Raw genomic sequence first — 20,753 nt, forward strand, 5'->3', positions numbered from 1 at the left:
GTACCGTAACGGATGTTATTGTTCGTTTAATTTTTTTCGAAAGGAGATTTTGATGCGTGTAGAGTATATCAATCCGTTTAGTGAAGCTGCCTATAACATCTTAGTGCAAGTACTTGGCGGTGAAATTAAACGCGGTGACTTGTATTTGAAATCTACTTGTATGCCTGTGATGGGCGTTGCGGCAATTGTAGGTTTGGCCGGTGATGTTGAAGGGCGGGTTATTTTTGATATGACCCCGGAAACAGCATTAAAGATCGCATCGGCGATGAATCAAGAAGAGTTCACCGAATTTGATGAACTGGGGCGTGCGACGATCACGGAACTTGCGAATCTCATTACCGCACAAGCAGTGACAAAACTGCATGATCTCGGGTTTAAATTCGATTTAACCCCGCCTGCTCTTTTCACCGGTGATAATATGTCAATATCGAGCAGTGATATTGAAGCACTGATTGTACCGATGGAAACGGCGCAAGGTAAAGTTGAAATAAACGTTGCTATTCGCGACAGAGCTTAAGAGGAGTAGGCTATGATTTCTAAACAAGATTTTCCGTCTATTAACGAACGTGCCCCGGGCGGTGTAAGAGCTGATGGTTCAGCTTATAAAGTTCTGGTGGTGGATGATTCTATTTTCGTTTCCAAACAGATCGGCCAGATTTTAACCAGTGAAGGTTACGAAGTTATTGCAACTGCTGTCGATGGTTTTGAAGGTGTCGAAAAATATAAAGAGTTGTGTCCGAATGTTGACCTTGTCACAATGGATATTACGATGCCCAAAATGGACGGTATTACAGCTCTTGAACAGATAATGGCTTTTGATAAGAATGCAAAGGTTGTTATGATTAGCGCACTCGGAAAAGAAGAGTTGGTAAAGAAATCTCTGCTGCTTGGAGCAAAAAACTACATTGTTAAACCGCTCGATCGCAAAAAGGTTCTTGAGCGCATCGCTGCCGTTTTATCGAAATAATGAAAGTTTTTGATCTTACCGTGGATTGAACTCTTTCTACGGTAAGATATTGTTTTTGCAGTTTTCTGTGGTATAAAGTGGTTGCTTACAATGGTTATCATTTATGGATACAAAGCAGTTGATAAGTGTGATCTTTATAGGAAATAATGTATTCATCTCCGAGTAGGCGATTGAGCTTATTTCTAAGTCGATAGATGTGCGTTTGTGCATAGTTCTGACTATTCTTAACTGTTTTTGCATTTAATAATTCAATAATCTCTTCTACGTTTATTCCATCTTTCTTTTCTAATAACCTTGTAATTAGTTGCCTTTGTTTTTTTGTAAAATGTTCCATGACTTGATTGACGCTGCTCGCATTGGCAGAATAAGCATTGATAGCTTGATGTTCTGTTTGCGATGCAGATTTCTCTTTTTGCTTTTTATACTTTCGAAGCCTCTTTTTTACTTTTTTAATCAATTCCTTATCTTTTTCGGTTGTAAATGGAAAATAATAATATGATGATAGGTAATGGACGGAAAAATCGAACGTTGTTTCCGTTTCGGTATAATCGATAACGGTAAAAGTTAAGCCTAATTGTTCAAGTAGGGCTTCGATATCAATATTATAATGCTGTATTCTGCTGTGTTCGATAAGTAAAATTTTAAGCGATGGCTTTTCAAATTTTGAAAGAAAATCCTTTAAGCAATAGGCTGCCGTAACTTGTATATTGGCATCTTCGAGATACCGGTGGAGACTTTTATTTCTTTGTATATCTTGATCATATAAAAGCACTCTCATATTTTTATTTTCGGCTAAGTATTGATATGGCTCAATCATTTATCGGAGAATTGTCGAAGCTTTTTTGCTGTGCAAAATTATGTCTAAAATTTCGCGTATTTTTCTAGTAGACGGGTAAACGCATCAGGCGAAGCAAATAAATATCACAGAATAAGAGAGGTCTTGCATACTGCCTGTAAAGTATCGTATGATATATCTCATGGCAAAACGTAAAAGAAGAAAAATATCGCTCGGTTGTCTTTTTTGGATTGTATTTATTTTATTGATTGCCGTGCTTTTTTTCTTGAATAAAGACACGATTTCTTTTGTTTTAGAAAAAACAAATGCGAAAAGTATATTCTTAAAAGATAAAACCGAAAAAATGCAAGACGCTTCACAGGCGATCCTTGGGCTTCAATCTAAAGAAGAGGGTGGCGATAACGCTCCTGTAAAAGGAGACGGTAGTAAGGAACCCGAGCAAGAAGCAAAAAACGAAGCTCCCTCACAACAGCAAAGCGACGATAAACAGTCGGAGTCGGCTGCACCGCAAAGGAATGAAAGCTCACATGTCCGTAACAATGAGCAAATAAAAAAGCCTCAGCCTGAAAATAATAGCAGGGGCAATTCGCAACAAAACAGCGGACAAACAGCTGCGCCGGGTTCGGTAACACAAAAACCGGCTGACGAACATTCTTCGTCGCAGCGCAGCACTGCTACGACAGCACAACAATCAACACCCGCTTCTTCGCCGGTTCAAAAACCTACTGTAACTCCATCAAGCCCATCGGCAAAGCCGGAAACCGCTCAAAACCGGTCGGCGGCAGTAAGAAAGGCTGTCATATACTGGGTTCGGGTAGATGCGGACGGAAAGCTTGTTCCGAAAAGTGCAACTCGATTACTTCCTAAATCCGATGCGCCGATGAGCGATGCACTCGAAGCTCTTTTTGCCGCTCCTACTGTAGCTGAGTTAAAACAAGGAGTACGGACGCTTATTCCGCCCGATACCAAGCTCCGTTCCGCATGGGTAAAGGACGGCATCGCCTTTATCAATGTGAGCGAAGAATTCCAGTTTAATCAGTATGGTATCGACGGGGCGTTGGCGCAGCTTTTGCAGGTGGTATTCACCGCTACTGAATTTTCAACCGTAAAATCGGTACAGTTTCTGATTGAAGGACAAAAAAAAGAGTATCTTGGCGCAGAGGGCGTTTGGATCGGCTCGCCGCTTTCGCGTACCTCTTTCTAACTTGAATCCCCCGTGTGTCTTTTAAAAAACGGAGCTTTGGAGATGCCTTGCGGTTTACCGAAGGGGACTTTATGCCGATATTGGAGAGTATGAAATCTTTTGTTGTGCTGGCGGCAAACGGTATTTCCGATTATGCGATGCGGCCGCTTACTCAAGGCGGTTGTACAGCTCTCGCTTCCGCGCTGGATCGTGCGAGCCGTTTCCCCGATTATGCGGGTACCATTATAACCGCAGCAGCGGAGCAATGCGCTGCAATTCAAAAATACTGTAATGAACTCAATATACCGCCGGTGCGGGTCGTTCCGGTTGCGGAATTTACCGCTGCCGCTTTTTTTAAGGCGCTTACCCCTTTTGCAGCGGAAGCCGACCATATTTTTATTGCATGGGCTGACGCTCCGTTTTTAGACAGTGCAGGGGCGGCGCAGCTCTATACTCAGCATTGTACTTATAAGGCGGAATACAGCTTTGCAGATGGATATCCCGAAGGACTTCTTCCGCAAATTGTCGCGGCAGGTCTTGTGCCCATATTGGCAGCGTTGCCTTTTGCGGCAGAGGTGCCGCTTGGGCGTTCTTTCCTGTTTGATACCGTTAAAAAAGACATAAACTCCTACGACTTGGAGACAATGATTGCGCCTGATGATGTGCGGCACCTGCGTCTTGCTTTTTACGCCGATACCAAGGCTTCATGGCTCTTATGTCGACATTTTACCGGTATCACAGCGGAAAATTATGCTGCGTACATTGCCGAGCGGCAAGAATTCCTGCGGCCGCTGCCTGCCTATTACGGTATGGAAATAGTCGCCTATCATCCTTTACATTCTATTTATCGTCCGAACTTGTTTCCTAACAACTTTGATGATTCTTGCTGTATGGACTTTGAAGCCGCCGCTCGGCTCATCGATGCGATTGCCGCTTTTTCCGAAAGTGCAGTGATTTCTCTGTCGCTCTATGGGGAACCGCTCCTGCATCCTCGCTTTGCAACACTTGTAGCGCTGATACTGAACCACCCAAACCTTTCGGTATTGATAGAAACGAGCGGCATTGCGGATAAGACGGCATATAATCTTGAGTATTTTACTCAACTCGCTCAAGTTTGCAGGGATGTGCCGCCGAGGAGCGGCGGACACTTGCCGATTTATTGGATTGTCGATATCGATGCGGCAGGATCGAAAACGTACGGCGCAGTTCATCAGCTTCCCGATGAGGAGGCTGAACGCTCTTTAAAGCAGGCGGTAACATTTGCGGATCAGTTGGCAAACGTTTTTCCTAAAGCAGTGTGGGTACAGATGACGCGTATGAATGAAAATGAAGCGGAATTGGAGCCTTTTTATCGGTTGTGGGAAAAACGGGAAGCAAAGCCGCTTATTCAAAAATACGATCACCTCTGCGGAGCGCTCCCTGATCGGCGCCCTGCAGATATTTCTCCGTTACAACGACATCCTTGTTGGCACCTCAAACGGGATATGTCTATTTGTACGGATGGAACCGTTCCGCTCTGTAAGGAAGATGTTAACCGTTCGGTGGTACTCGGAAACGCTTTTACGATGCCGCTCGAAACGATTTGGGAAAACGGCCGGCGTTACTATTGCGAGCAGATACAATCATGCTATAAGGGGGTATGTGAACACTGTGACGAATACTATACCTACAACTTTTAATGAACGGAAAGTTTCACATACTATTATCGGCGGTATGCAGTATCGAGGACAAAATAAGCCGGAAGATTTCTGTGTTATCGTCTTGAACCGGGGTAGAAAGTATTATCGTCCTTTCTTTTTTGAACAGCTGTTAGCGGAAGGCTTTACATCCGTTATTTCGATAGAATCAAGCCCCGACGCAGGCGATATGGAAAGTCTGACAACGAAATTTCCGCAAGTACGCTTTTTATTGCCTCAAGAAAAGCTCACCGTCGGGGAGATGATCAATCTCGGTTTTGCCGAAACGGTTGCGCCGTATATTATGGTGCTCTGGAACGATACGCGTATTCCGCCGGGGAGCTTTACCGATCGAGTATTGGAGAAGATTAAGGAAGCACATTTACTGTGTGCAGCGCCCGTGCTGGCGAATGTGCGCGGAGAGGCGGTGCCTAATCAAATGGTTCCCAGCCTAAGCGGAAATCGATTTTCGACCGAACAGTTCTCGTGTATCAAAAATAAGACGGCAACGATCTATCCCTATGATTTTATGGGAATATATAGTAGAAATAAGTGTATGCAGCTCGGCGGTTTCGATTATACTATTCAGAATCCTTATTGGCAAAACCTTGATTTCGGTTTTCGCGCCCACCTCTGGGGTGAAGCAATCCGTATCTTTACTTCTTTCAGGATTCATTATGAGGGAGAAACGCCGCCTGAAAATATCTCTACCGATGCTTCATATCGGCAGTTTTATCTCAAAAATCTTGCGCCGGAGCTGACGGGCGGATCTGCTGTGATTCCCTTCAAATTATTTTGGAGATATTTGCGTAACTCCGGTTTAAATCCGCTGCATGCATGGCAGCATTTTTCTGAAGCGCGGCGATGGGTTGAACTGAATAAGGATCGGTTTACCACCACCGCTCGTGCGCTAATAGAGCATTGGGAGCCTTTTATATGAGCGTTTATTCAGGCGTTGCCGTTGTTGTGCAGGCTCGCCTCAATTCTTCACGACTGCCGCGTAAGGCACTTTTGAACCTTTGCGGTAAGCCGCTTCTTGCCTATACACTTGCAGCAATGCGGGAGATTCCTGCGGAACGGTACATTCTTGCCTGCGATCATGCGTCGAAAGCCGAGTTTGCACCGATTGCTGAGCAATACCATTATACCCTGATCAGCGGTTCGGAGACCGATGTGCTTGGCCGTTTTTGTTCGGTTGTTAAGCAGTTTGAATCCTCACTTCGCCCCATTACGACGATTATCCGTGCGACGGCCGACAATCCCTTTTTATTCACCGAAGCGGCAGAAGCCTCCGTTAAGCGGTTTGTCGAGTTGGGAGAGCCGGATTACTTTACCTACACCGGTCTCCCGCACGGCAGCGGTGTCGAAATTTTAAAGGCAAAGAGTCTTCTTACTGCGGCGCAACTTACGAATGACTCGTATGACCATGAACATGTAGGTCCCGCGCTGTACCGGTATACCGACACTTTTATCTGTGTAAAGGAAACCGCTCCGCTGCAGTGGTATGCGCCGCACCTGCGGACAACGGTCGATACACAGGAGGATTTTAACCGTGCGGAATTGATGATGCAGTATCTGCAACGGGAAAAGACCACAATGCCTCCGTCTTCGTCTGCGGTAATGAAGGCCTGCCGGTATGCCGGTAGGATTGCCGTTTTTGTTCCGTCGGTGCGGGAAGGGCAGGGGACGGGACATCTCCGCCGCGCCTGTAGCTTGATACAAGAGCTGTCCCCTCAGCTGCGCTGTGTGCTGTATCTTCGATCTTCATCTACGTCTTCATTTGTACAGGATATCATTAAGAAGGCGGGGAGTATTGAAACCGTCAATGAAATTCCGGAGCAAGCATGTGTGTTTATCCTCGATAACTTTAGGACACAGGCCGAAGAGGTGCGGCAGCTTAAAAAAATTGCGCCGGTTGTCGCCTTGGATGAAGGCGGGGAGGGGAGGGCATACGCCGACTATCTGATCGATATTCTTCCTACATTGCCGTATCCCATTGAGTTATCTGACGTATCGGCATCGAAACTTTCGGCGGCTTCATCAAAGGTTTCAAGTTCCTCGCACTCCGCGTCGAACCGTACCGTCGATCGCTCCAAACATACTATAGATCATTCTTCACGTACTTCGGATCACTCCGAATCGGGCGAAGCGCTTCGCTCGAATATTACTGAAGTGCGTTTTATTGCGCTGCCTCAAAAGCGGAAACGGGACGGCGCTTTAAAAAAATATGAAAAGAACGGAAAATACTTTTTTCCGATTGAGAATGCAAAACTTTTGGTTGCCTGCGGCGGAGAAGATGCTGCTCAAATGGGACTTCCGGTTGCCCGTACGTTTGCCGAGCTCGGTGCTGAGGTTTCTGTCGTTGAGCCTAATGAAAAAAACTATTCCCAGCAGAAGGTGAATCTCTATGTGTATCCTTATTTGGAAAATCTGCGGGATAGGCTCTGCGAATGGGATATCATTGTAACGCACTACGGCTTTACCGCCTTTGAAGCGCTCGCTGCAGGATGTGCCGTTATCCTTGTCTCTCCGACCGAATATCATTATCAACTCGGCATTAATGCGGGCTTTTCAACGATGCCTGCCGGCATCCCTTCTGCTCAGGGGTTTAAAGCGTTATTCAAGATCGGTATCGATATTCCGTCCGTCGTTACTCCGCAATCAAAAGAGAAAAGCCTTGCCGATTTTATCTTGAAGCTTTCTACGGCAACCGCTCACCGCTGTCCGCTCTGCGACGAGCAGGCTTTGCTGCCTCCCGAAGGGAGAGCTGAAAATAAAACCGTTTCGCGCTGTCCTGTCTGCGGAATGTACTATCCGTCATTTATCGCTGCAGAAAAAAAAGACTACAGCGAACAGTATTTTTTTGAAGAATATCAGGCTCAGTACGGTAAGACCTATCTTGAAGATTTTGAATCGATTAAACGGCAAGGTTTACGGCGGATGTCAATCATCAATGCGATCTATGCGAAGGTCTTTAATGGAGGCAAGGAAGAGTCGCTTTTTGAAGGACTGCACCATGGGACAAAGCGGATTCTCGATGTGGGCTGCGCTTACGGCCCCTTCCTTGCGGCTGCGAAGGAGTCCGGTTGGAATCCCGTCGGTACCGATATTTCGGCGGAGGCTGTGCACTATGTTTGTAAGACGCTCCAGCTTCCCGCTTGTCAGGCTCCGTTTCCCGTACTTCCGGCACGGTTTCCCTTTACGGTTGAAAAAACATTTACCGAACAGCATAACCAGTCTCTCAGTATTCCGCTGGAATCAGGCGGTTTTTCTGCGGTAACGATGTGGTTCGTTATTGAGCATTTTCAAGATTTGAATTCGGTGCTGCAGAAGGTCTCTGATCTTTTGATTGGAGGTGGAATTTTTGCTTTTTCCACGCCTGCGCTGTCGGGCGTTACCGGCCGGTGGAATCGTCGACTCTTTTTTGCGCAAAGCCCAACCGATCACTATACCATCTGGGATAGATGGCAGGTAAAAAAACAGCTGGAACAATATGGATTTACCGTAAAAAAGATCGTATCTATCGGGCATCATCCGGAGCGGTTCCCCCATGCTGCCAAGATAAGGAAAGGTGGCTTCCGCTGGAATATATTGATGTTGGTCAGCAAGCTCTTTAAGTTGGGGGACAGTATGGAGATTTATGCGGTAAAGCAGGGAGCGTTTGATGACTAAAAAACGGGTGTTTATGCTCGGTGCGGGCTTTATGCAAGGTGTTGCGATACGCGCTGCCCGCGCGCTCGGCTGCACCGTGGTTGCAGCCGATGGAAATCCGTCCGCGGTGTGCGCTGCGGAAGCCGACGAGTTCGTATGCATCGATTTAAAAGATACCGCGCGCCTTATCGACTATGCGCGGTATTTACAGCAAAACGGCGGACTTGATGCGGTGTTTACCGCTGCGACGGATTTCTCCGCCGCAGTTGCCGCGGTTGCGGCTGCCTGCGGCTTGCGCGGCCACACGCTCGAAGCGGCGCTCAATGCAACGGACAAGGTGCGGATGCGGGAATGCTTTCGCAAAGCCGGTGTACCGTCTCCCGCTTTTATCGAGTTGACCGCCGCCGACCTTGCAGCTCCGGCTGACCGTTTAGAAGCAAGGGGTAATGTCCGGTATAGTGATCTAGGGGCAGCTACAGCCGATACACTTGAACGGCGGCTTGGCGAACTTGCAGGACGTTTTCCGCTGGTGGTAAAGCCCGTCGACAACATGGGCGCCCGCGGATGCTCGCTGGTTAGAAATCTTTCGGAATTACGGAAAGCGGTTGCTACGGCATTGCAGTATTCGCGGAGCGGGCGCGCCATCGTCGAAGAATACATAGAAGGAAGTGAATTTTCGATTGAAGGGCTGATCTTCGGCAGGCGGCTGTATATCACCGCACTTGCCGACCGGCATATCTTTTTCCCCCCGTATTTTATCGAGATGGGGCATACGATCCCGTCGGACTGCACGCAAGACATTGCCGATGAGGTTATGTCGGTGTTTGAACGCGGCGTTCATGCGCTCGGCTTAACCGACGGGGCGGTGAAGGGCGATATTTTGGTGCGGAACGGTAAGGCCTTTGTCGGAGAAATCGCCGCCCGCCTTTCCGGCGGTTACATGTCCGGTTGGACGGTGCCGTACAGCTGCGGTTTGGATATTACAGCTGCGGCGTTGACCCTTGCGCTCGGCGATTCGCCCCGGCTGCACACCTGCGGAAAGGATTTTTTCGTAGTGCCGCTCAAGCAAAACTGTCCGTTTGTGTCTGCGGAGCGGGCATGGATTTCCATTCCCGGGCAGGTGGCATCCGTCAGCGGCTTGGAAGCCGCACGCGCAGCGCCCTTTGTCAAAGATGTGTTTCCCCGTGCCGGTGCAGGCGATACGGTGGTGTTTCCACAAAACAATGTCGAAAAATGCGGCAATGTACTAAGCGCTGCGCCGAGCCGCCGAGAAGCGGTGCAGGCAAGCGAGGCTGCCTGCCGGAAAATCGTACTGCGGCTTAGACCTCATGTTGCGGAAACCGATGCTTTCTTGGCGGAGCTGCACTCCCCGGCGGAACAGCAGATCTTTCCACCGAATTTTTTGCAATTTACGGAACCGCTCGCCGGCGCCGAGACCGCTGCAAAGGTCGCTGTCGAGGTTCTTGCCACGGCTCCTGCGGCAGATAGTAAGAGGCAACGCAGTGGAGGTTCCTCAGCAGCCTCAAGCGCTTTTTTTGATCGGTTACTCGCGGATGCCGTTTACGAAGAAAAAGAAAGCTTTGTACTGCCTTGCTTTTTAGCGGCAGCGCTTGGTACCGCCTGCGATCTGCAGGGTAGGTCGCTGAGGGAATTGCTGCATCAAGCGCTTGAGGAGGAGCCGGGATTGGCTTCCATACTGGGCATTTCCGGTTCGCCGGAAAGGAGTGCAGTGAGTGCTTTATCTTCGAGGAAAAGCCGTGGCTCATCTTCACTAGACATACAACGGAAGAATGGCTATTGGAAAGCTCTTATCCGGGGCGGACTACAAGGTTTACTCTATCGGTATGACTGCGAAAAGGTATAATGCCAAGTTTTTTACCACTGTTATTTTCCTTTTGCTCGTGAGCGTTGCTCCTGCGTTCTCTGCGGAAAAAAACGTCTCTGCGCTTGAGACGGCGGATAGGCTTGGCGCCGACCTCACATGGGATCCACTTTCGCAGGAGATAACGTTTACAGTCGGGAACCATACGGCACAGTGCCGGATCGGTACGCCGCTTGTGTTTTTTGACTATCGTGAAACGATAATCGCTCAAGCTCCTCTGATGGGAACAAATGCTCAGCCGCAGCTTCCTGCAGCTCTCTTTACGCAGCTAGAGACTTTTTTTAAACAGTTCGACATCGGCTCATTTTTCCGTGTCGGTGCGATCCTCATTGATCCCGGACACGGAGGAAAAGATCCCGGCACGACCGGCTCTTATGTCGAAAACGGTAAAACTATCCCCGTTTATGAGAAAAACATTGCATTAAGCGTTTCACTTTCCCTCTATGATATGTTACGCAAGACTTATCCCGATAAAAAAATTCTTCTAACTCGTTCGGATGACACGTATCCCAGTTTAGAGGAACGGGTTGAGATGGCAAATAAAGTATTACTCAAGAAAAATGAAGCCATCCTCTATATTTCAATCCACGCAAATGCTTCTCCGTTTAATAAGAAACCTTACGGTTTTGAGATCTGGTATTTACCTACCGACTATCGACGCAATTTAATCGATAAAAATACAGCATCAAGAGAGATTGCTCATATTTTAAATATAATGCTTGAAGAAGAATTCTCTACCGAAAGTATTTTAATCGCAAAAAATATTTCAGACGGCTTGGAAGCGCAGATCGGTAAAGAGAGTAAAAACCGCGGTTTAAAAGAAAAGGAATGGTTTGTGGTACGGAATGCAAAGATGCCGAGCGTGCTCATCGAGCTGGGCTTTGTAACAAACCCCGAAGAAGCGAAACGGTTGAATACTCCTTCCTACTTGCAAAAATGCGCACAGGGAATATATAATGGCCTCACTGCATTTATCTCTCGCTTCGAGGGTCAATAGGTAAGGTATGAGATGAGTTTTTTTACAAAGCAGAGGCTGATATGCTGGTCGTTGCTCAGTGTAATCGCCGGAATATTGTTTTTATCGTATATGGCGAGCCCTAAACTTGAGCGTGCACTTCTGTATTTTCCCCAAAGTGATGGTGGTATCGGTATTGAAGAAAGGTATTTACCGCAGCATCCCGAATCGGAATTTGCCGTGTTGTTGGTGAATGAACTGCTGCTTGGTCCTGCCGATCACCGCTTTTTACGCTTTTCCGATCCCGAATTACTACCCCGTAGTTGTTTTGTGCGTGATAATGCATTATATATCGATTTCCCTGCCCAAGTTCTAACGCCGAGCGTTAAAACTCCCGACTTTTATACCGTTTATAGTTTGTTACGAAAAAATATCGCGGTAAACTGTAAAAGTATCAATACCGTTTATTTTTATATTGATGGTATGCCTGCCTATGTAAAAAATTATCGTATTTCAACCGATAATAAAAGAGTTGACAAGAATAAGTATCTTTCGTATACTTATTCTCAACAGGGCATTCTTAACAATGGAAAAGGAGCTTTTGAATGAAAAGAACAAGCATACTTGTAGCAATTGCACTTCTCTTTATCGGTGCATTTGCGGTTGCTGAAGAAGCAATTTTGGTTGACTTTGCGTTATTGAACGCAGATATCCTTGCGGATAAGAATGGTGCTATGACTCAGAACCGCAAAACGGTTATGGACTATGCTACCGTCGCAGGTTCTACCTACACCGATGAGCAGAAGGCTCTGATGAGAACATCTTTGGCTATCGGTCAGTGGGAAGTGGTTTTGAACTCATCTTCTCGCAATCCGACTGCGGTTGCAGTTTCTCATGCTACCGAAGCAAAAGTCAGTGATGAAGCAAAAAACTTTGCAGGTCAAACCTTAATGGGTGTCCGCATTGAGTTTCCTCTGTGGGCACATAATGCAAGTGCGACGATTGAACCGACTTTTGATATACCCGTCTATGAACCGCTTTCACAGGTTGATGAACAAGGAAATATTCAAGAGCCGACTGACGAAGAAAAAGCTTCTGGGAAGGGACGCTTTGAAGACGGATACGGCGTTGTTCGTAATACCGGTGTCATTAAGTCTATTGCGGTTAATACCTATGGTATGAACTTTCCTCACGGGCTGTATGTACTCATTCGCAATGAAAAGAATGAAGTAAAACGCTATTTCATGGGATATCTGCTGTTTGACGGCTGGAAAGAGCTTGTGTGGAATAACCCTGCTTATTTGACCGATGTACGCAGTCGCGAAACCCGCATCTATCCTGCTTATCCTACCTCACTTCCGTATAGCAGCTTTGCAGGCTTCTTGGTTACTCGTGACGCCGCGCATGAAGGTGGGACGTTTGTAGGTTACTTCAAAGATGTTAAGCTTATCTATGATAAAGCTGTATTGAATACTGTACGCGATTTTGCTGATGAAAATATCTGGGGCATCCAGACAAAGATGAACAACGAACGCATGCAGCTTGAGATGTCTCGTTTTGGCCAAACACAGGTTCTTCGCTTCTTGGAGCAGGAGAAGATGGCAACCGAAGCAGGGTTCACACCTTCTGAAGGTTCTGCTGCTGCGACGGCTGGAAATACGAATCAATAGCTGATTTAAGTTAATGATAAAATAGGCGGTGTTTATCTATAAGTAAGTACCGCCTATTTTTTTTGTTCTGAATTTGGTTATGGCATTTAATACTGTGTGGATACCCGATAAAAACCAATTAAAAAGCCAATATAACGAATTCCATGCACATTTTACCGTATTATTAAAACGTCTTGAAGATCATTTGCGAGCAACCGTTAAAGTATCTGCACTGCTCACTTATAAAACACGTGTAAAGAGTTTTGACAGTTATTACAAAAAATTATTAAAATTCCCCCCTACCGATCCAGCAATTCGATTTCCTCTTGTAACTGATTTAATTGGTATCCGAATTGTATGTCCTTTTTTACAGAATCTTAGTGAAGTTGAAAATATCCTTATAAAAAATTTTACTGTCAGAGAGGTGGAACGAAAAGGAGCGGATCGTACTTTTTGTGAATTCGGCTATGAGTCTACTCATATTTTAGCGGACATCCCTGAAAGCTTTAAGGTGGGATTACTGCTGCCGGAAAATTTAATCTTTGAAGTCCAAATTAGAACAATTTTACAAGATGCATGGGCTGAAGTTGAGCATGAACTGATTTATAAATTTGAATTTTCTCCTTTTGATTTTCCTCTTAAGCGAAAGTTTGCCTCAATTAATGCAAGTCTTAGTCTCGCAGATATACTCTTTCAAGAAATTAGAGATGCACAGACCAGTTTGAATATGGAGCTTGATAGGCGGCGTGAACAGTTTTATTTGCGTGCCGACGAATTTACAGATGGTTTACTCGGTGATCATTCGGGAGCTGAAGAAAAATCCGGTATGAATTCATCGAATACTTCCTCTTTGGAAACAATTGATACTATGATTTTTTATGCTATCAAGGCTCATAACAATGGAGATTTTCAAACGGCAGAAACACTGTATACTAAAATATTAAATCAAAAACCGAATGCGCTGGTAGCTTCGATTGTCTATAAGCATCGCGGTATGGCTTTTTTTGCACAAGGTGCCTACGAAGATGCATATAAAGATTTTTCTGCCAGTCTGAATGAAAATCCTAAAAATTTCCGCTCTTACTACTATGCCGGTATCGTATTGATGATGATGAATAAAAATTCCGAGGCCATCACAATGTTTAACAAGTCTCTTGAAATAAACGGATATCAGGCGCATGTATATTTTAGGCGTGCTTTGGCTTATTTTCAAGAGGATCAGCTTATCTTGGCTTTACATGACCTTGACAATGCCGCTGCACTCGGGCTCTCTGCGGAAGAAGAAAAGAAATTACGGGCAGCTATTGCAAAAAAGATCGATATGGTTTAATATTACAACCCTGTATTGATTGCTAACAATTTTATTGGAGGTTTATAAATGGCAAATAATGCATCCGCTATAAAACGTCATAAACAGAGTGAAGTACGCCGTATCCATAATAAATCGGTGAAGTCGGCGGCACGAACATGCGCTAAAAAATATACACTTGCTGTTATTGAAAAAAATGCTGAATCCGCTGTGACGTTATTAAAGGAGCTTGCGCATCAGCTTGATAGCGCCGCTCGGAAAGGAATTATTACAAAAAATGCTGCTGCGCGAAAAAAGTCTCGTATGCAAAAGTTGTATAATGTAACTTTTTCACAAAAATAGCGTATTTACCTTTACATTTTAATTATCCCTTATCTTTTCTCCGATTTTATGAATCAAATAGTGGAGAGCCGTAGCTTTTGTGTTTTTATATCGGCTAGAAAATCGCTAATGTATGATTTTTTAATTTTAAGGGATAATATGATAAAAATGGAATCTCCTTACGCTTTTGCCTTTTTAGCGCAACAGCCGACTGACTTTCTTGTGATATTATTGAATGTTCGTGTCGCTGCATTAAGGGCACTTATAGATAGTTTCGTATTCCGTCTGGAAGGTTAAAGATGAGTAAACATAAGCAAATAATTAAACAAACAAAAACAAGTATTGTTGATGCAATTTATAAAAAAACAGATCACATGCTGAAGGACATTCACTCCGTAAGCGATTTGTTTTTTTCGGAAATGTTTCAAGCGCTGCGACGCGGTGAAACAATAGAAATTCGTGGCTTCGGTACGTTTTCAGTGCAATTTCGTAAGGGGCGAAAAGGTATGCGAAATCCTAAAACAGGTGAATTGGTGAATACGGAGGATCATTCAGTTGTCGTATTTCGTCCGGGAAAAATATTGAGTGCAGCTGTACGACCTATTGTGGAGAAGGACTCTCCGGATGCAGAGAAGTAGGAAGCTTGCTTATTGGGGTGTTAACGTCGCTCTGCTCATAAGCTCTTCTGCTCTTTTTGCTTTTTCGCAGCCCGGGTTTTTAGTTTCGACCGGGTTGCCGTTTCTCGCATATTTTATTTTTGTTCCTCTTTTTATTTTAGTTCGTAGAATTTCATTCCTTTCTTCTTTTTTATGGGGTGGAATTTACGGGGTGTTTAATTATTGTATTTTTAGTTATTGGCTGTGGGGGTTCCACCCGCTTGCAATGTATATTGTTGCACTGGAATACTTTTTTTACTATATGCTAACGATTCCACTGCTTAAATTAGCTGATATCTATTTTCCTCGATACGGTTTTATCGTTCAATGGTTAATCTGGATCGGATACGAGTATATTAAAACGCTTGGCTTCCTTGGTTTCTCTTATGGTTTGATAGGGTATTCGCAGTGGCAATTTATCCCACTTATTCAGATTGCCTCAATTTTTGGTGTATGGGGAGTTTCTGCACTGGTATGCTTCCCTTCTGCATGGATAGCTGCCGGAATAAAAATTCATTGTAAGGAGCCTGTTCGGAATTGGCTGCATGGGCTTCGCGCATTTGCTTATAAAGAACGCATCCCCGCTTTGATGTGGTGTCTTTGTTTTGTTGCAGCATTGATTTTCGGTTTGTCCATTCAACGTGATTATAAAGACTTGCCGACTGCTCGTATTGCGCTTATTCAGTCGAACTCCGATCCATGGGTAGGAGGAGTTGAGTCATATAAAAGAGATTTTAAAACGCTTAAGAAACTTTCTGATCAGGCTATTGCCGGCGATCCAAACCTTGCACTGGTCGTATGGCCGGAAACCGCTTTTATACCCCGTATCGATTGGCACTATCGGTACCGTGAAGATCGAAATACTTTTGAGTTGGTGCATGAGCTTTTAACCTATTTAGACGAACAGTCGGTGCCGTTTTTAATCGGAAATGATGATGCGGTAAAAGCGGTAACCGATACGGGCGTAGAAGAGCGGCTCGACTATAATGCTGCTTTGCTATTTTGTCCTAAGGAGAATGTATTGCCCCCAAACCCCGAACGATATCGGAAGATGCATTTAGTGCCTTTTACCGAGCATTTTCCATATAAAAAAGCTTTTCCGGCTATCTATGACGCATTAGTTGCGAATGATACTCATTTTTGGGAGAAAGGACTCGAAGCGACGGTTTTTTCGGTGAATGGATTGGAGTTTTCCGTTCCGATTTGCTTTGAAGATACGTTCGGGTACATCACACGGCGTTTTGCACGTCATGGGGCGAAGTTATTTGTCAATATGTCGAATGACGCATGGGCAAAAAGCGTTGCCTGCCAATATCAGCATTTAAGTATGAGCGTGTTTCGAGCTGTAGAAACGCGCTTGCCGATGGTGCGGGCAACTGCATCGGGGCAAACGGCGGCAATTAGTCCGCATGGGCATATTACTGCGATGCTAAAGCCGTTCATCGAAGGGTATCTGTGCGTTGATATTCCGGTGTTTACAGCAAGGTCGAATACATGGTATATGCTGTGGGGTGATATTTTTGGGCTTATAGCAGCAATAACGGCTGGGTGCCTCTTGATTATCGGTTCAGTACGGACTATACTTAATTCTAGGAAAACTGCATGAAAAAAATCGATAAAGAAAAAAAACTAACCGTTTTAGGAAAAGAGACGGTTTTTGACGGTTTTTTGAAATTTAGTGAAGACTTGCATATCCAAGGTACTTTTTCGGGCGCTATAGATGCACAAGGGTTCTTATTGATAGAAAAAGGTGCGGTTTGTAAAACTCAGTATATCAGAGCTGCTTCGATCGTTATTGAAGGTACCGTGTACGGCTCTTTAACGGCTGCCGATAAGATAGAGATGAAGGTCGGCAGTGTTGTGCATGGAGATGTTCATGCTGCCCGCATTAAGATTGCAGACGGCGTTTCGTTTGAAGGTGCCGTACATATGATTCGGGACAATGCCGGAGTTGACGGAAATCTTTTTTCCATGCATCCTGAACAGCTCAAGCAAAAGCTGCGTAGCTAATGTTTCCGCAAATTCATTATATATTTGACGAACTAAAACGTAGAAATCTTTTCCTTGTAACGGCAGAATCGCTGACCGGCGGTTTGATTGCAAAATATATTACGGATGTACCGGGAGCTTCCGCTGTTTTCTGGGGTGGTTGGGTTACATACTCGGCAGAGGCAAAGCGCCGGCTATTGAATGTCTCTACTGAAATCTTGGAACGGTTTGGCGTGGTAAGTGTAGAAACAGCGACTGCAATGGCGAAAGGCGCATTAGCGATTGCATCCGATTCCTTGAACAAGTGCGGTTATGCAATTGCAGTAACCGGATTAGCGGGACCTTCCGGAGGTACTCCGCAACTGCCGGTCGGCACGGTATGTATCGCCTGTGCGGCTAATGGACATACCGCTTGTGTGTATTCTGAAAAGTATCTGTTTAGCGGTACGCGCGATGCTATCCGTGAACAGACCTATACTGCTGCAATGCAAATGTTATTACAGCGACTGAAAGAAGATTGCCAAAACCGATAAAGTTAAGGCGATACTCTTGACAAGATAAAAAGCAACAAGATACAATAAGAAAGTTGCCGAGCAATCTAACGATGATGCTCGGCAGTGACTTTGGCATTTCAAATTTCACAGTAGGCCTGTATGATCTAAAAAAGCCTTATTGCGAAATAAACGGAAACACTTGGGTGCCTACGGGCAGCAGCTATTCCAAACAGAAAAAAATCCCTGTAATACAATCGTATCGTAAGCGCTGTATGCAACGATAGGTTGTTGATAAAGGCTTTTTGTTTGGATATTGTGGTTTCTAAAACAACTTATCAAAGCTAATCTTTCTTAGGAAATACTCCGTATCTTTTTGATATTTTAAAAAGCAAAACTTACTATGGAGAAATTTTATGACAATCTTAAAAGTACGCCGTTCGCCTTTTACTGCTGACGGAGCCGCTCCGGATTTCCAAGAACAACCTGAGTTGAATCTGGAACAACAAGAGGCCGCGGGTACTGCGTCCCTTGAATCTGATGGGTTTGCACACCGAACAGACAGTAATGCAGAGTATTCTTCTGCGCCCGATGAACCGCCTGAAAAAAAATTAGTAGTACGGCCACGTATGCACAGAAAATCATCCTTCGACGGAACTGCGCCTGAGGTAGAGAAGAAACCGCGCCGCCAATCTTCTATGCGAAGAACCTATAATCGAACGCAGGATTCCACCGCTGTCGGTGCAGATGGAAATATCGGTTCCGAAGACAATGAGAATAAACTAAAATTGGTTATTAACGATTTGACACGTATGGGGATGCATGCCCTGCGTGATTTGGCAGCGCAATATGGTATACCACACGAAGATATGGTTGCGATGAAAAAGCAAGAAATTATCTTTTTTATTCTGAAAAATCATACCGAAAACGGCGGAATTATTTTTGCCTCAGGCGCTTTGGAAATTCTACCCGATGGTTACGGTTTTTTGCGTTCGCCGCAGAATAGCTATCTGTCCGGTTCCGATGATATTTATATTTCGCCGAGTCAGATACGGTTGTTCAATCTTAAAACGGGCGATACCGTATACGGGCAAATCCGTTCACCTAAAGAGGGAGAGCGTTTTTTTGCTCTGCTGCGGGTTGAGTCGGTAAACTTTGAGGATGTTTCTATTGCTCAAAGCCGTATTCCCTTCGATAACCTTACCCCGCTGTATCCCCGCCAAAAACTCAATCTGGAAACAACCAGCGAACTTTATTCAACTCGTATTATGGATTTGTTTTGTCCGATCGGGAAAGGGCAACGTTCTTTGATTGTTGCGCCTCCACGTACCGGTAAGACAATATTGATGCAGCAAATCGCGAATGCTATAACGCAGAATCATCCTGAGGTATATCTTATCGTTTTGTTGATTGATGAACGGCCGGAAGAAGTTACCGATATGGAGCGAACGGTGCACGGCGAGGTTATCTCCTCTACTTTCGATGAACAGGCAACGAGGCATGTACAGGTTGCGGAAATGGTATTGGAAAAGGCAAAGCGGTTAGTCGAACACAAAAAAGATGTGGTTATCCTACTTGATTCCATCACACGTCTTGCCCGTGCGTATAACCAAACGGTACCGACTTCCGGTAAGGTGTTATCCGGCGGTGTCGACTCGAATGCATTGCATAAGCCCAAGCGCTTTTTCGGTGCTGCCCGTAATATCGAAGAAGGCGGAAGTTTGACCATTATCGCGACGGCTTTGATAGAAACCGGCAGCCGTATGGATGAGGTTATCTTTGAAGAATTCAAGGGAACGGGTAATATGGAAATCAACTTAGATCGTCGATTATCAGATCGCCGTATATTCCCTGCGATTAATATTAAGAAGTCGGGCACCCGTAAAGAAGAACTTTTGATTAACGAGGCTGATTTGCAACGGATTTGGCTGTTGCGGAAGGTTATCAATCCGATGGATGACATCGAAATTATGGACTTACTTCTTGACAAAATGAAGAAAAGTAAGAATAATGAAGTGTTCTTGAAATTGATGAATTCCGGAACCATGCAATAATACGGCCGCGGCTGATTGATGCTGAAATGGTATAGTAAACCTCTAAAAACTAACTAAAGTTTTTAGAAATACCTATAGTAATGCTCTTTTCGGGGCAGTGTATAAGAGGTGTTATAATGAAAAAAGATATTCATCCTAATTATGTGGAAACAACGATTACGTGTGCATGTGGAAATGTTATTCGGACACGTTCTACAGAAAAAGATATTAAAGTTGAAATTTGTTCTGCTTGTCATCCTTTCTTTACCGGTAAACAGAAACTGGTAGATACAGCCGGACGTATTGATCGCTTTAAGAAACGCTACAATATTAAAGACTAAGAGTCCGTTATTCCGCAGAATCAAAACACTAAAACGGATTGGTTTTAGTGTTTTGTTTTTTATGGGGGCGATGATGGCGCACGTGATTACAAAACGATATACAACCGGCGAAGAAATTGTCAATGCAATAACACATGGCATTGGAACGTTGCTTTCGATTGCCGGTTTGGTGCTTCTTATTATCCGGGCGGTTCATTATGCGCCTGATGAATACCGGGCGCGATGTATTGTCGGATTTACAATATTCGGATCTTCGTTAATTATTTTATATTTGTTTTCAACACTCTATCATGCCTTACCACTCGGTACAAAAAAAGTATTCGGTATATTCGATCATTGTTCAATTTATATTCTGATCGCCGGAACCTATACCGCTTATTGCCTTACTGCACTGAGAGGAGCGGTCGGTTGGTCTATCTTCGGTGTTATCTGGGGGTTAGCCGTAGTCGGTATTGTGCTCTATGCGATATTTGGAAGCAGGGTACGTGTGTTATCGGTTGTTACCTATATCCCGATGGGATGGCTTATTATATTTGCTGCAAAGCCGCTGAAAGAACAACTCCCTCTACTTAGCTTTCGCTTCTTAATTTTAGGTGGTGTACTCTATACCGCCGGCTGCGTTTTTTATGCTATGAAAAAAATAAAATGGATGCATGGCGTGTGGCACCTCTTTGTGCTCGCCGGAAGCATCATGCATTTCTTTTCTATTTATTACAGCATATAAGGGGACTGGCACTTTCCGTTAGCTTTCTATGTTTTACTAATACAATACTTCCATCCTTCTCAAGATGCTCATAGATTTTTTTCACTACCATATCCTGTATCTGCTGTAATCATTTTAGAAGTACGCTATC

The 20,753-nt window shown here is 44.8% G+C and carries 20 protein-coding genes and 1 pseudogene; 20 read left to right on the forward strand and 1 reads right to left on the reverse strand.

Annotation, left to right across the window (positions count from 1 at the left end; translation table 11 throughout):
* Positions 1-52 precede the first annotated feature (52 nt).
* The gene (locus GWP43_RS05680; RefSeq protein ID WP_162663355.1) at positions 53-517 is read left to right on the forward strand and encodes a chemotaxis protein CheX; all 465 of its coding nucleotides are present in this window, start codon (positions 53-55) and stop codon (positions 515-517) included.
* Between the two features lie 12 nt (positions 518-529).
* Positions 530-967, forward strand: a complete 438-nt coding sequence (locus GWP43_RS05685) for a response regulator (RefSeq protein WP_162663356.1) — start codon at positions 530-532, stop codon at positions 965-967.
* 97 nt (positions 968-1,064) lie between these two features.
* Here the strand turns inward: GWP43_RS05685 and GWP43_RS05690 are convergent, their stop codons facing one another.
* Entirely contained in the window at positions 1,065-1,784 is a 720-nt protein-coding gene (locus tag GWP43_RS05690; RefSeq protein WP_230978090.1) for a helix-turn-helix domain-containing protein, read from the reverse strand.
* 160 nt (positions 1,785-1,944) lie between these two features.
* Here GWP43_RS05690 and GWP43_RS05695 point away from each other — a divergent pair, with 160 nt between their 5' ends.
* The 18 genes and pseudogenes from GWP43_RS05695 (at position 1,945) to trhA (ending at position 20,623) form a co-directional block, all read left to right on the forward strand.
* The gene (locus tag GWP43_RS05695; protein ID WP_162663357.1) at positions 1,945-2,967 is read left to right on the forward strand and encodes a GerMN domain-containing protein; all 1,023 of its coding nucleotides are present in this window, start codon (positions 1,945-1,947) and stop codon (positions 2,965-2,967) included.
* Positions 2,968-3,056: 89 nt separating this feature from the next.
* Positions 3,057-4,625, forward strand: coding sequence for a spiro-SPASM protein (locus GWP43_RS05700; protein WP_230978091.1), 1,569 nt, complete (start codon positions 3,057-3,059; stop codon positions 4,623-4,625).
* Entirely contained in the window at positions 4,597-5,562 is a 966-nt protein-coding gene (locus GWP43_RS05705; protein WP_162663358.1) for a glycosyltransferase family protein, read from the forward strand. The genes GWP43_RS05700 and GWP43_RS05705 overlap by 29 nt, the downstream gene beginning before the upstream one ends.
* Positions 5,559-8,294, forward strand: coding sequence for a cytidylyltransferase domain-containing protein (locus GWP43_RS05710; protein WP_162663359.1), 2,736 nt, complete (start codon positions 5,559-5,561; stop codon positions 8,292-8,294). The genes GWP43_RS05705 and GWP43_RS05710 overlap by 4 nt, the downstream gene beginning before the upstream one ends.
* Positions 8,287-10,137: an ATP-grasp domain-containing protein gene (locus tag GWP43_RS05715; RefSeq protein ID WP_162663360.1), complete on the forward strand. Its 1,851-nt coding sequence runs from the start codon at positions 8,287-8,289 to the stop codon at positions 10,135-10,137. The genes GWP43_RS05710 and GWP43_RS05715 overlap by 8 nt, the downstream gene beginning before the upstream one ends.
* Positions 10,118-11,152, forward strand: a complete 1,035-nt coding sequence (locus tag GWP43_RS05720) for an N-acetylmuramoyl-L-alanine amidase (protein WP_162664756.1) — start codon at positions 10,118-10,120, stop codon at positions 11,150-11,152. Before GWP43_RS05715 ends, GWP43_RS05720 begins: the two co-directional genes overlap by 20 nt.
* A gap of 12 nt (positions 11,153-11,164) precedes the next feature.
* A complete protein-coding gene (locus tag GWP43_RS05725; RefSeq protein ID WP_162663361.1) occupies positions 11,165-11,719 on the forward strand; it encodes a GerMN domain-containing protein in 555 nt (184 codons plus the stop codon).
* Complete coding sequence (locus tag GWP43_RS05730; protein ID WP_162663362.1) at positions 11,716-12,780, forward strand: flagellar filament outer layer protein FlaA; 1,065 nt, start codon at positions 11,716-11,718, stop codon at positions 12,778-12,780. The genes GWP43_RS05725 and GWP43_RS05730 overlap by 4 nt, the downstream gene beginning before the upstream one ends.
* A gap of 79 nt (positions 12,781-12,859) precedes the next feature.
* Positions 12,860-14,089: a RelA/SpoT domain-containing protein gene (locus GWP43_RS05735; protein WP_162663363.1), complete on the forward strand. Its 1,230-nt coding sequence runs from the start codon at positions 12,860-12,862 to the stop codon at positions 14,087-14,089.
* 48 nt (positions 14,090-14,137) lie between these two features.
* Positions 14,138-14,410 (forward strand): 30S ribosomal protein S20, encoded by a 273-nt coding sequence (gene rpsT / locus GWP43_RS05740; protein WP_162663364.1) that lies wholly within the window; start codon positions 14,138-14,140, stop codon positions 14,408-14,410.
* A 108-nt stretch (positions 14,411-14,518) separates the two neighbouring features.
* Positions 14,519-14,686, forward strand: a complete 168-nt coding sequence (locus tag GWP43_RS05745) for a hypothetical protein (RefSeq protein WP_162663365.1) — start codon at positions 14,519-14,521, stop codon at positions 14,684-14,686.
* A 2-nt stretch (positions 14,687-14,688) separates the two neighbouring features.
* Positions 14,689-15,027 carry an HU family DNA-binding protein gene (locus tag GWP43_RS05750; RefSeq protein ID WP_162663366.1) on the forward strand — a complete coding sequence of 113 codons (339 nt, stop codon included), beginning with the start codon at positions 14,689-14,691 and terminating at the stop codon, positions 15,025-15,027.
* On the forward strand, positions 15,014-16,651 hold the full coding sequence (lnt, locus tag GWP43_RS05755) for an apolipoprotein N-acyltransferase (RefSeq protein ID WP_162663367.1): 1,638 nt from the start codon (positions 15,014-15,016) through the stop codon (positions 16,649-16,651). Before GWP43_RS05750 ends, lnt begins: the two co-directional genes overlap by 14 nt.
* On the forward strand, positions 16,648-17,055 hold the full coding sequence (locus GWP43_RS05760) for a bactofilin family protein (protein WP_162663368.1): 408 nt from the start codon (positions 16,648-16,650) through the stop codon (positions 17,053-17,055). Before lnt ends, GWP43_RS05760 begins: the two co-directional genes overlap by 4 nt.
* Positions 17,055-17,567, forward strand: a complete 513-nt coding sequence (locus tag GWP43_RS05765; protein ID WP_162663369.1) for a CinA family protein — start codon at positions 17,055-17,057, stop codon at positions 17,565-17,567. The genes GWP43_RS05760 and GWP43_RS05765 overlap by 1 nt, the downstream gene beginning before the upstream one ends.
* Positions 17,568-18,313: 746 nt before the next feature.
* Positions 18,314-19,579, forward strand: a pseudogene (rho, locus tag GWP43_RS05770) (transcription termination factor Rho); the annotation flags it as partial.
* Positions 19,580-19,695: 116 nt separating this feature from the next.
* Positions 19,696-19,899: a 50S ribosomal protein L31 gene (gene rpmE / locus GWP43_RS05775; protein ID WP_162663371.1), complete on the forward strand. Its 204-nt coding sequence runs from the start codon at positions 19,696-19,698 to the stop codon at positions 19,897-19,899.
* 73 nt (positions 19,900-19,972) lie between these two features.
* Positions 19,973-20,623 (forward strand): PAQR family membrane homeostasis protein TrhA, encoded by a 651-nt coding sequence (gene trhA, locus GWP43_RS05780; RefSeq protein ID WP_162664758.1) that lies wholly within the window; start codon positions 19,973-19,975, stop codon positions 20,621-20,623.
* The last annotated feature ends 130 nt before the right edge of the window (positions 20,624-20,753 follow it).

The organism is Treponema vincentii (assembly GCF_010365865.1).
GTDB lineage: Bacteria > Spirochaetota > Spirochaetia > Treponematales > Treponemataceae > Treponema.

Excerpts from the sequence above, each read along its gene's own strand:
- GWP43_RS05680 (WP_162663355.1), top strand. The coding sequence starts at position 53 with ATGCGTGTAGAGTATATCAATCCGTTTAGTGAAGCTGCCTATAACATC.
- GWP43_RS05685 (WP_162663356.1), top strand. The coding sequence starts at position 530 with ATGATTTCTAAACAAGATTTTCCGTCTATTAACGAACGTGCCCCGGGC.
- GWP43_RS05690 (WP_230978090.1), bottom strand. The coding sequence starts at position 1,784 with ATGATTGAGCCATATCAATACTTAGCCGAAAATAAAAATATGAGAGTG.
- GWP43_RS05695 (WP_162663357.1), top strand. The coding sequence starts at position 1,945 with ATGGCAAAACGTAAAAGAAGAAAAATATCGCTCGGTTGTCTTTTTTGG.
- GWP43_RS05700 (WP_230978091.1), top strand. The coding sequence starts at position 3,057 with ATGAAATCTTTTGTTGTGCTGGCGGCAAACGGTATTTCCGATTATGCG.
- GWP43_RS05710 (WP_162663359.1), top strand. The coding sequence starts at position 5,559 with ATGAGCGTTTATTCAGGCGTTGCCGTTGTTGTGCAGGCTCGCCTCAAT.
- GWP43_RS05715 (WP_162663360.1), top strand. The coding sequence starts at position 8,287 with ATGACTAAAAAACGGGTGTTTATGCTCGGTGCGGGCTTTATGCAAGGT.
- GWP43_RS05720 (WP_162664756.1), top strand. The coding sequence starts at position 10,118 with ATGACTGCGAAAAGGTATAATGCCAAGTTTTTTACCACTGTTATTTTC.
- GWP43_RS05725 (WP_162663361.1), top strand. The coding sequence starts at position 11,165 with ATGAGTTTTTTTACAAAGCAGAGGCTGATATGCTGGTCGTTGCTCAGT.
- GWP43_RS05730 (WP_162663362.1), top strand. The coding sequence starts at position 11,716 with ATGAAAAGAACAAGCATACTTGTAGCAATTGCACTTCTCTTTATCGGT.
- GWP43_RS05735 (WP_162663363.1), top strand. The coding sequence starts at position 12,860 with ATGGCATTTAATACTGTGTGGATACCCGATAAAAACCAATTAAAAAGC.
- rpsT (WP_162663364.1), top strand. The coding sequence starts at position 14,138 with ATGGCAAATAATGCATCCGCTATAAAACGTCATAAACAGAGTGAAGTA.
- GWP43_RS05745 (WP_162663365.1), top strand. The coding sequence starts at position 14,519 with ATGTATGATTTTTTAATTTTAAGGGATAATATGATAAAAATGGAATCT.
- GWP43_RS05750 (WP_162663366.1), top strand. The coding sequence starts at position 14,689 with ATGAGTAAACATAAGCAAATAATTAAACAAACAAAAACAAGTATTGTT.
- lnt (WP_162663367.1), top strand. The coding sequence starts at position 15,014 with ATGCAGAGAAGTAGGAAGCTTGCTTATTGGGGTGTTAACGTCGCTCTG.
- GWP43_RS05760 (WP_162663368.1), top strand. The coding sequence starts at position 16,648 with ATGAAAAAAATCGATAAAGAAAAAAAACTAACCGTTTTAGGAAAAGAG.
- GWP43_RS05765 (WP_162663369.1), top strand. The coding sequence starts at position 17,055 with ATGTTTCCGCAAATTCATTATATATTTGACGAACTAAAACGTAGAAAT.
- rpmE (WP_162663371.1), top strand. The coding sequence starts at position 19,696 with ATGAAAAAAGATATTCATCCTAATTATGTGGAAACAACGATTACGTGT.
- trhA (WP_162664758.1), top strand. The coding sequence starts at position 19,973 with ATGGCGCACGTGATTACAAAACGATATACAACCGGCGAAGAAATTGTC.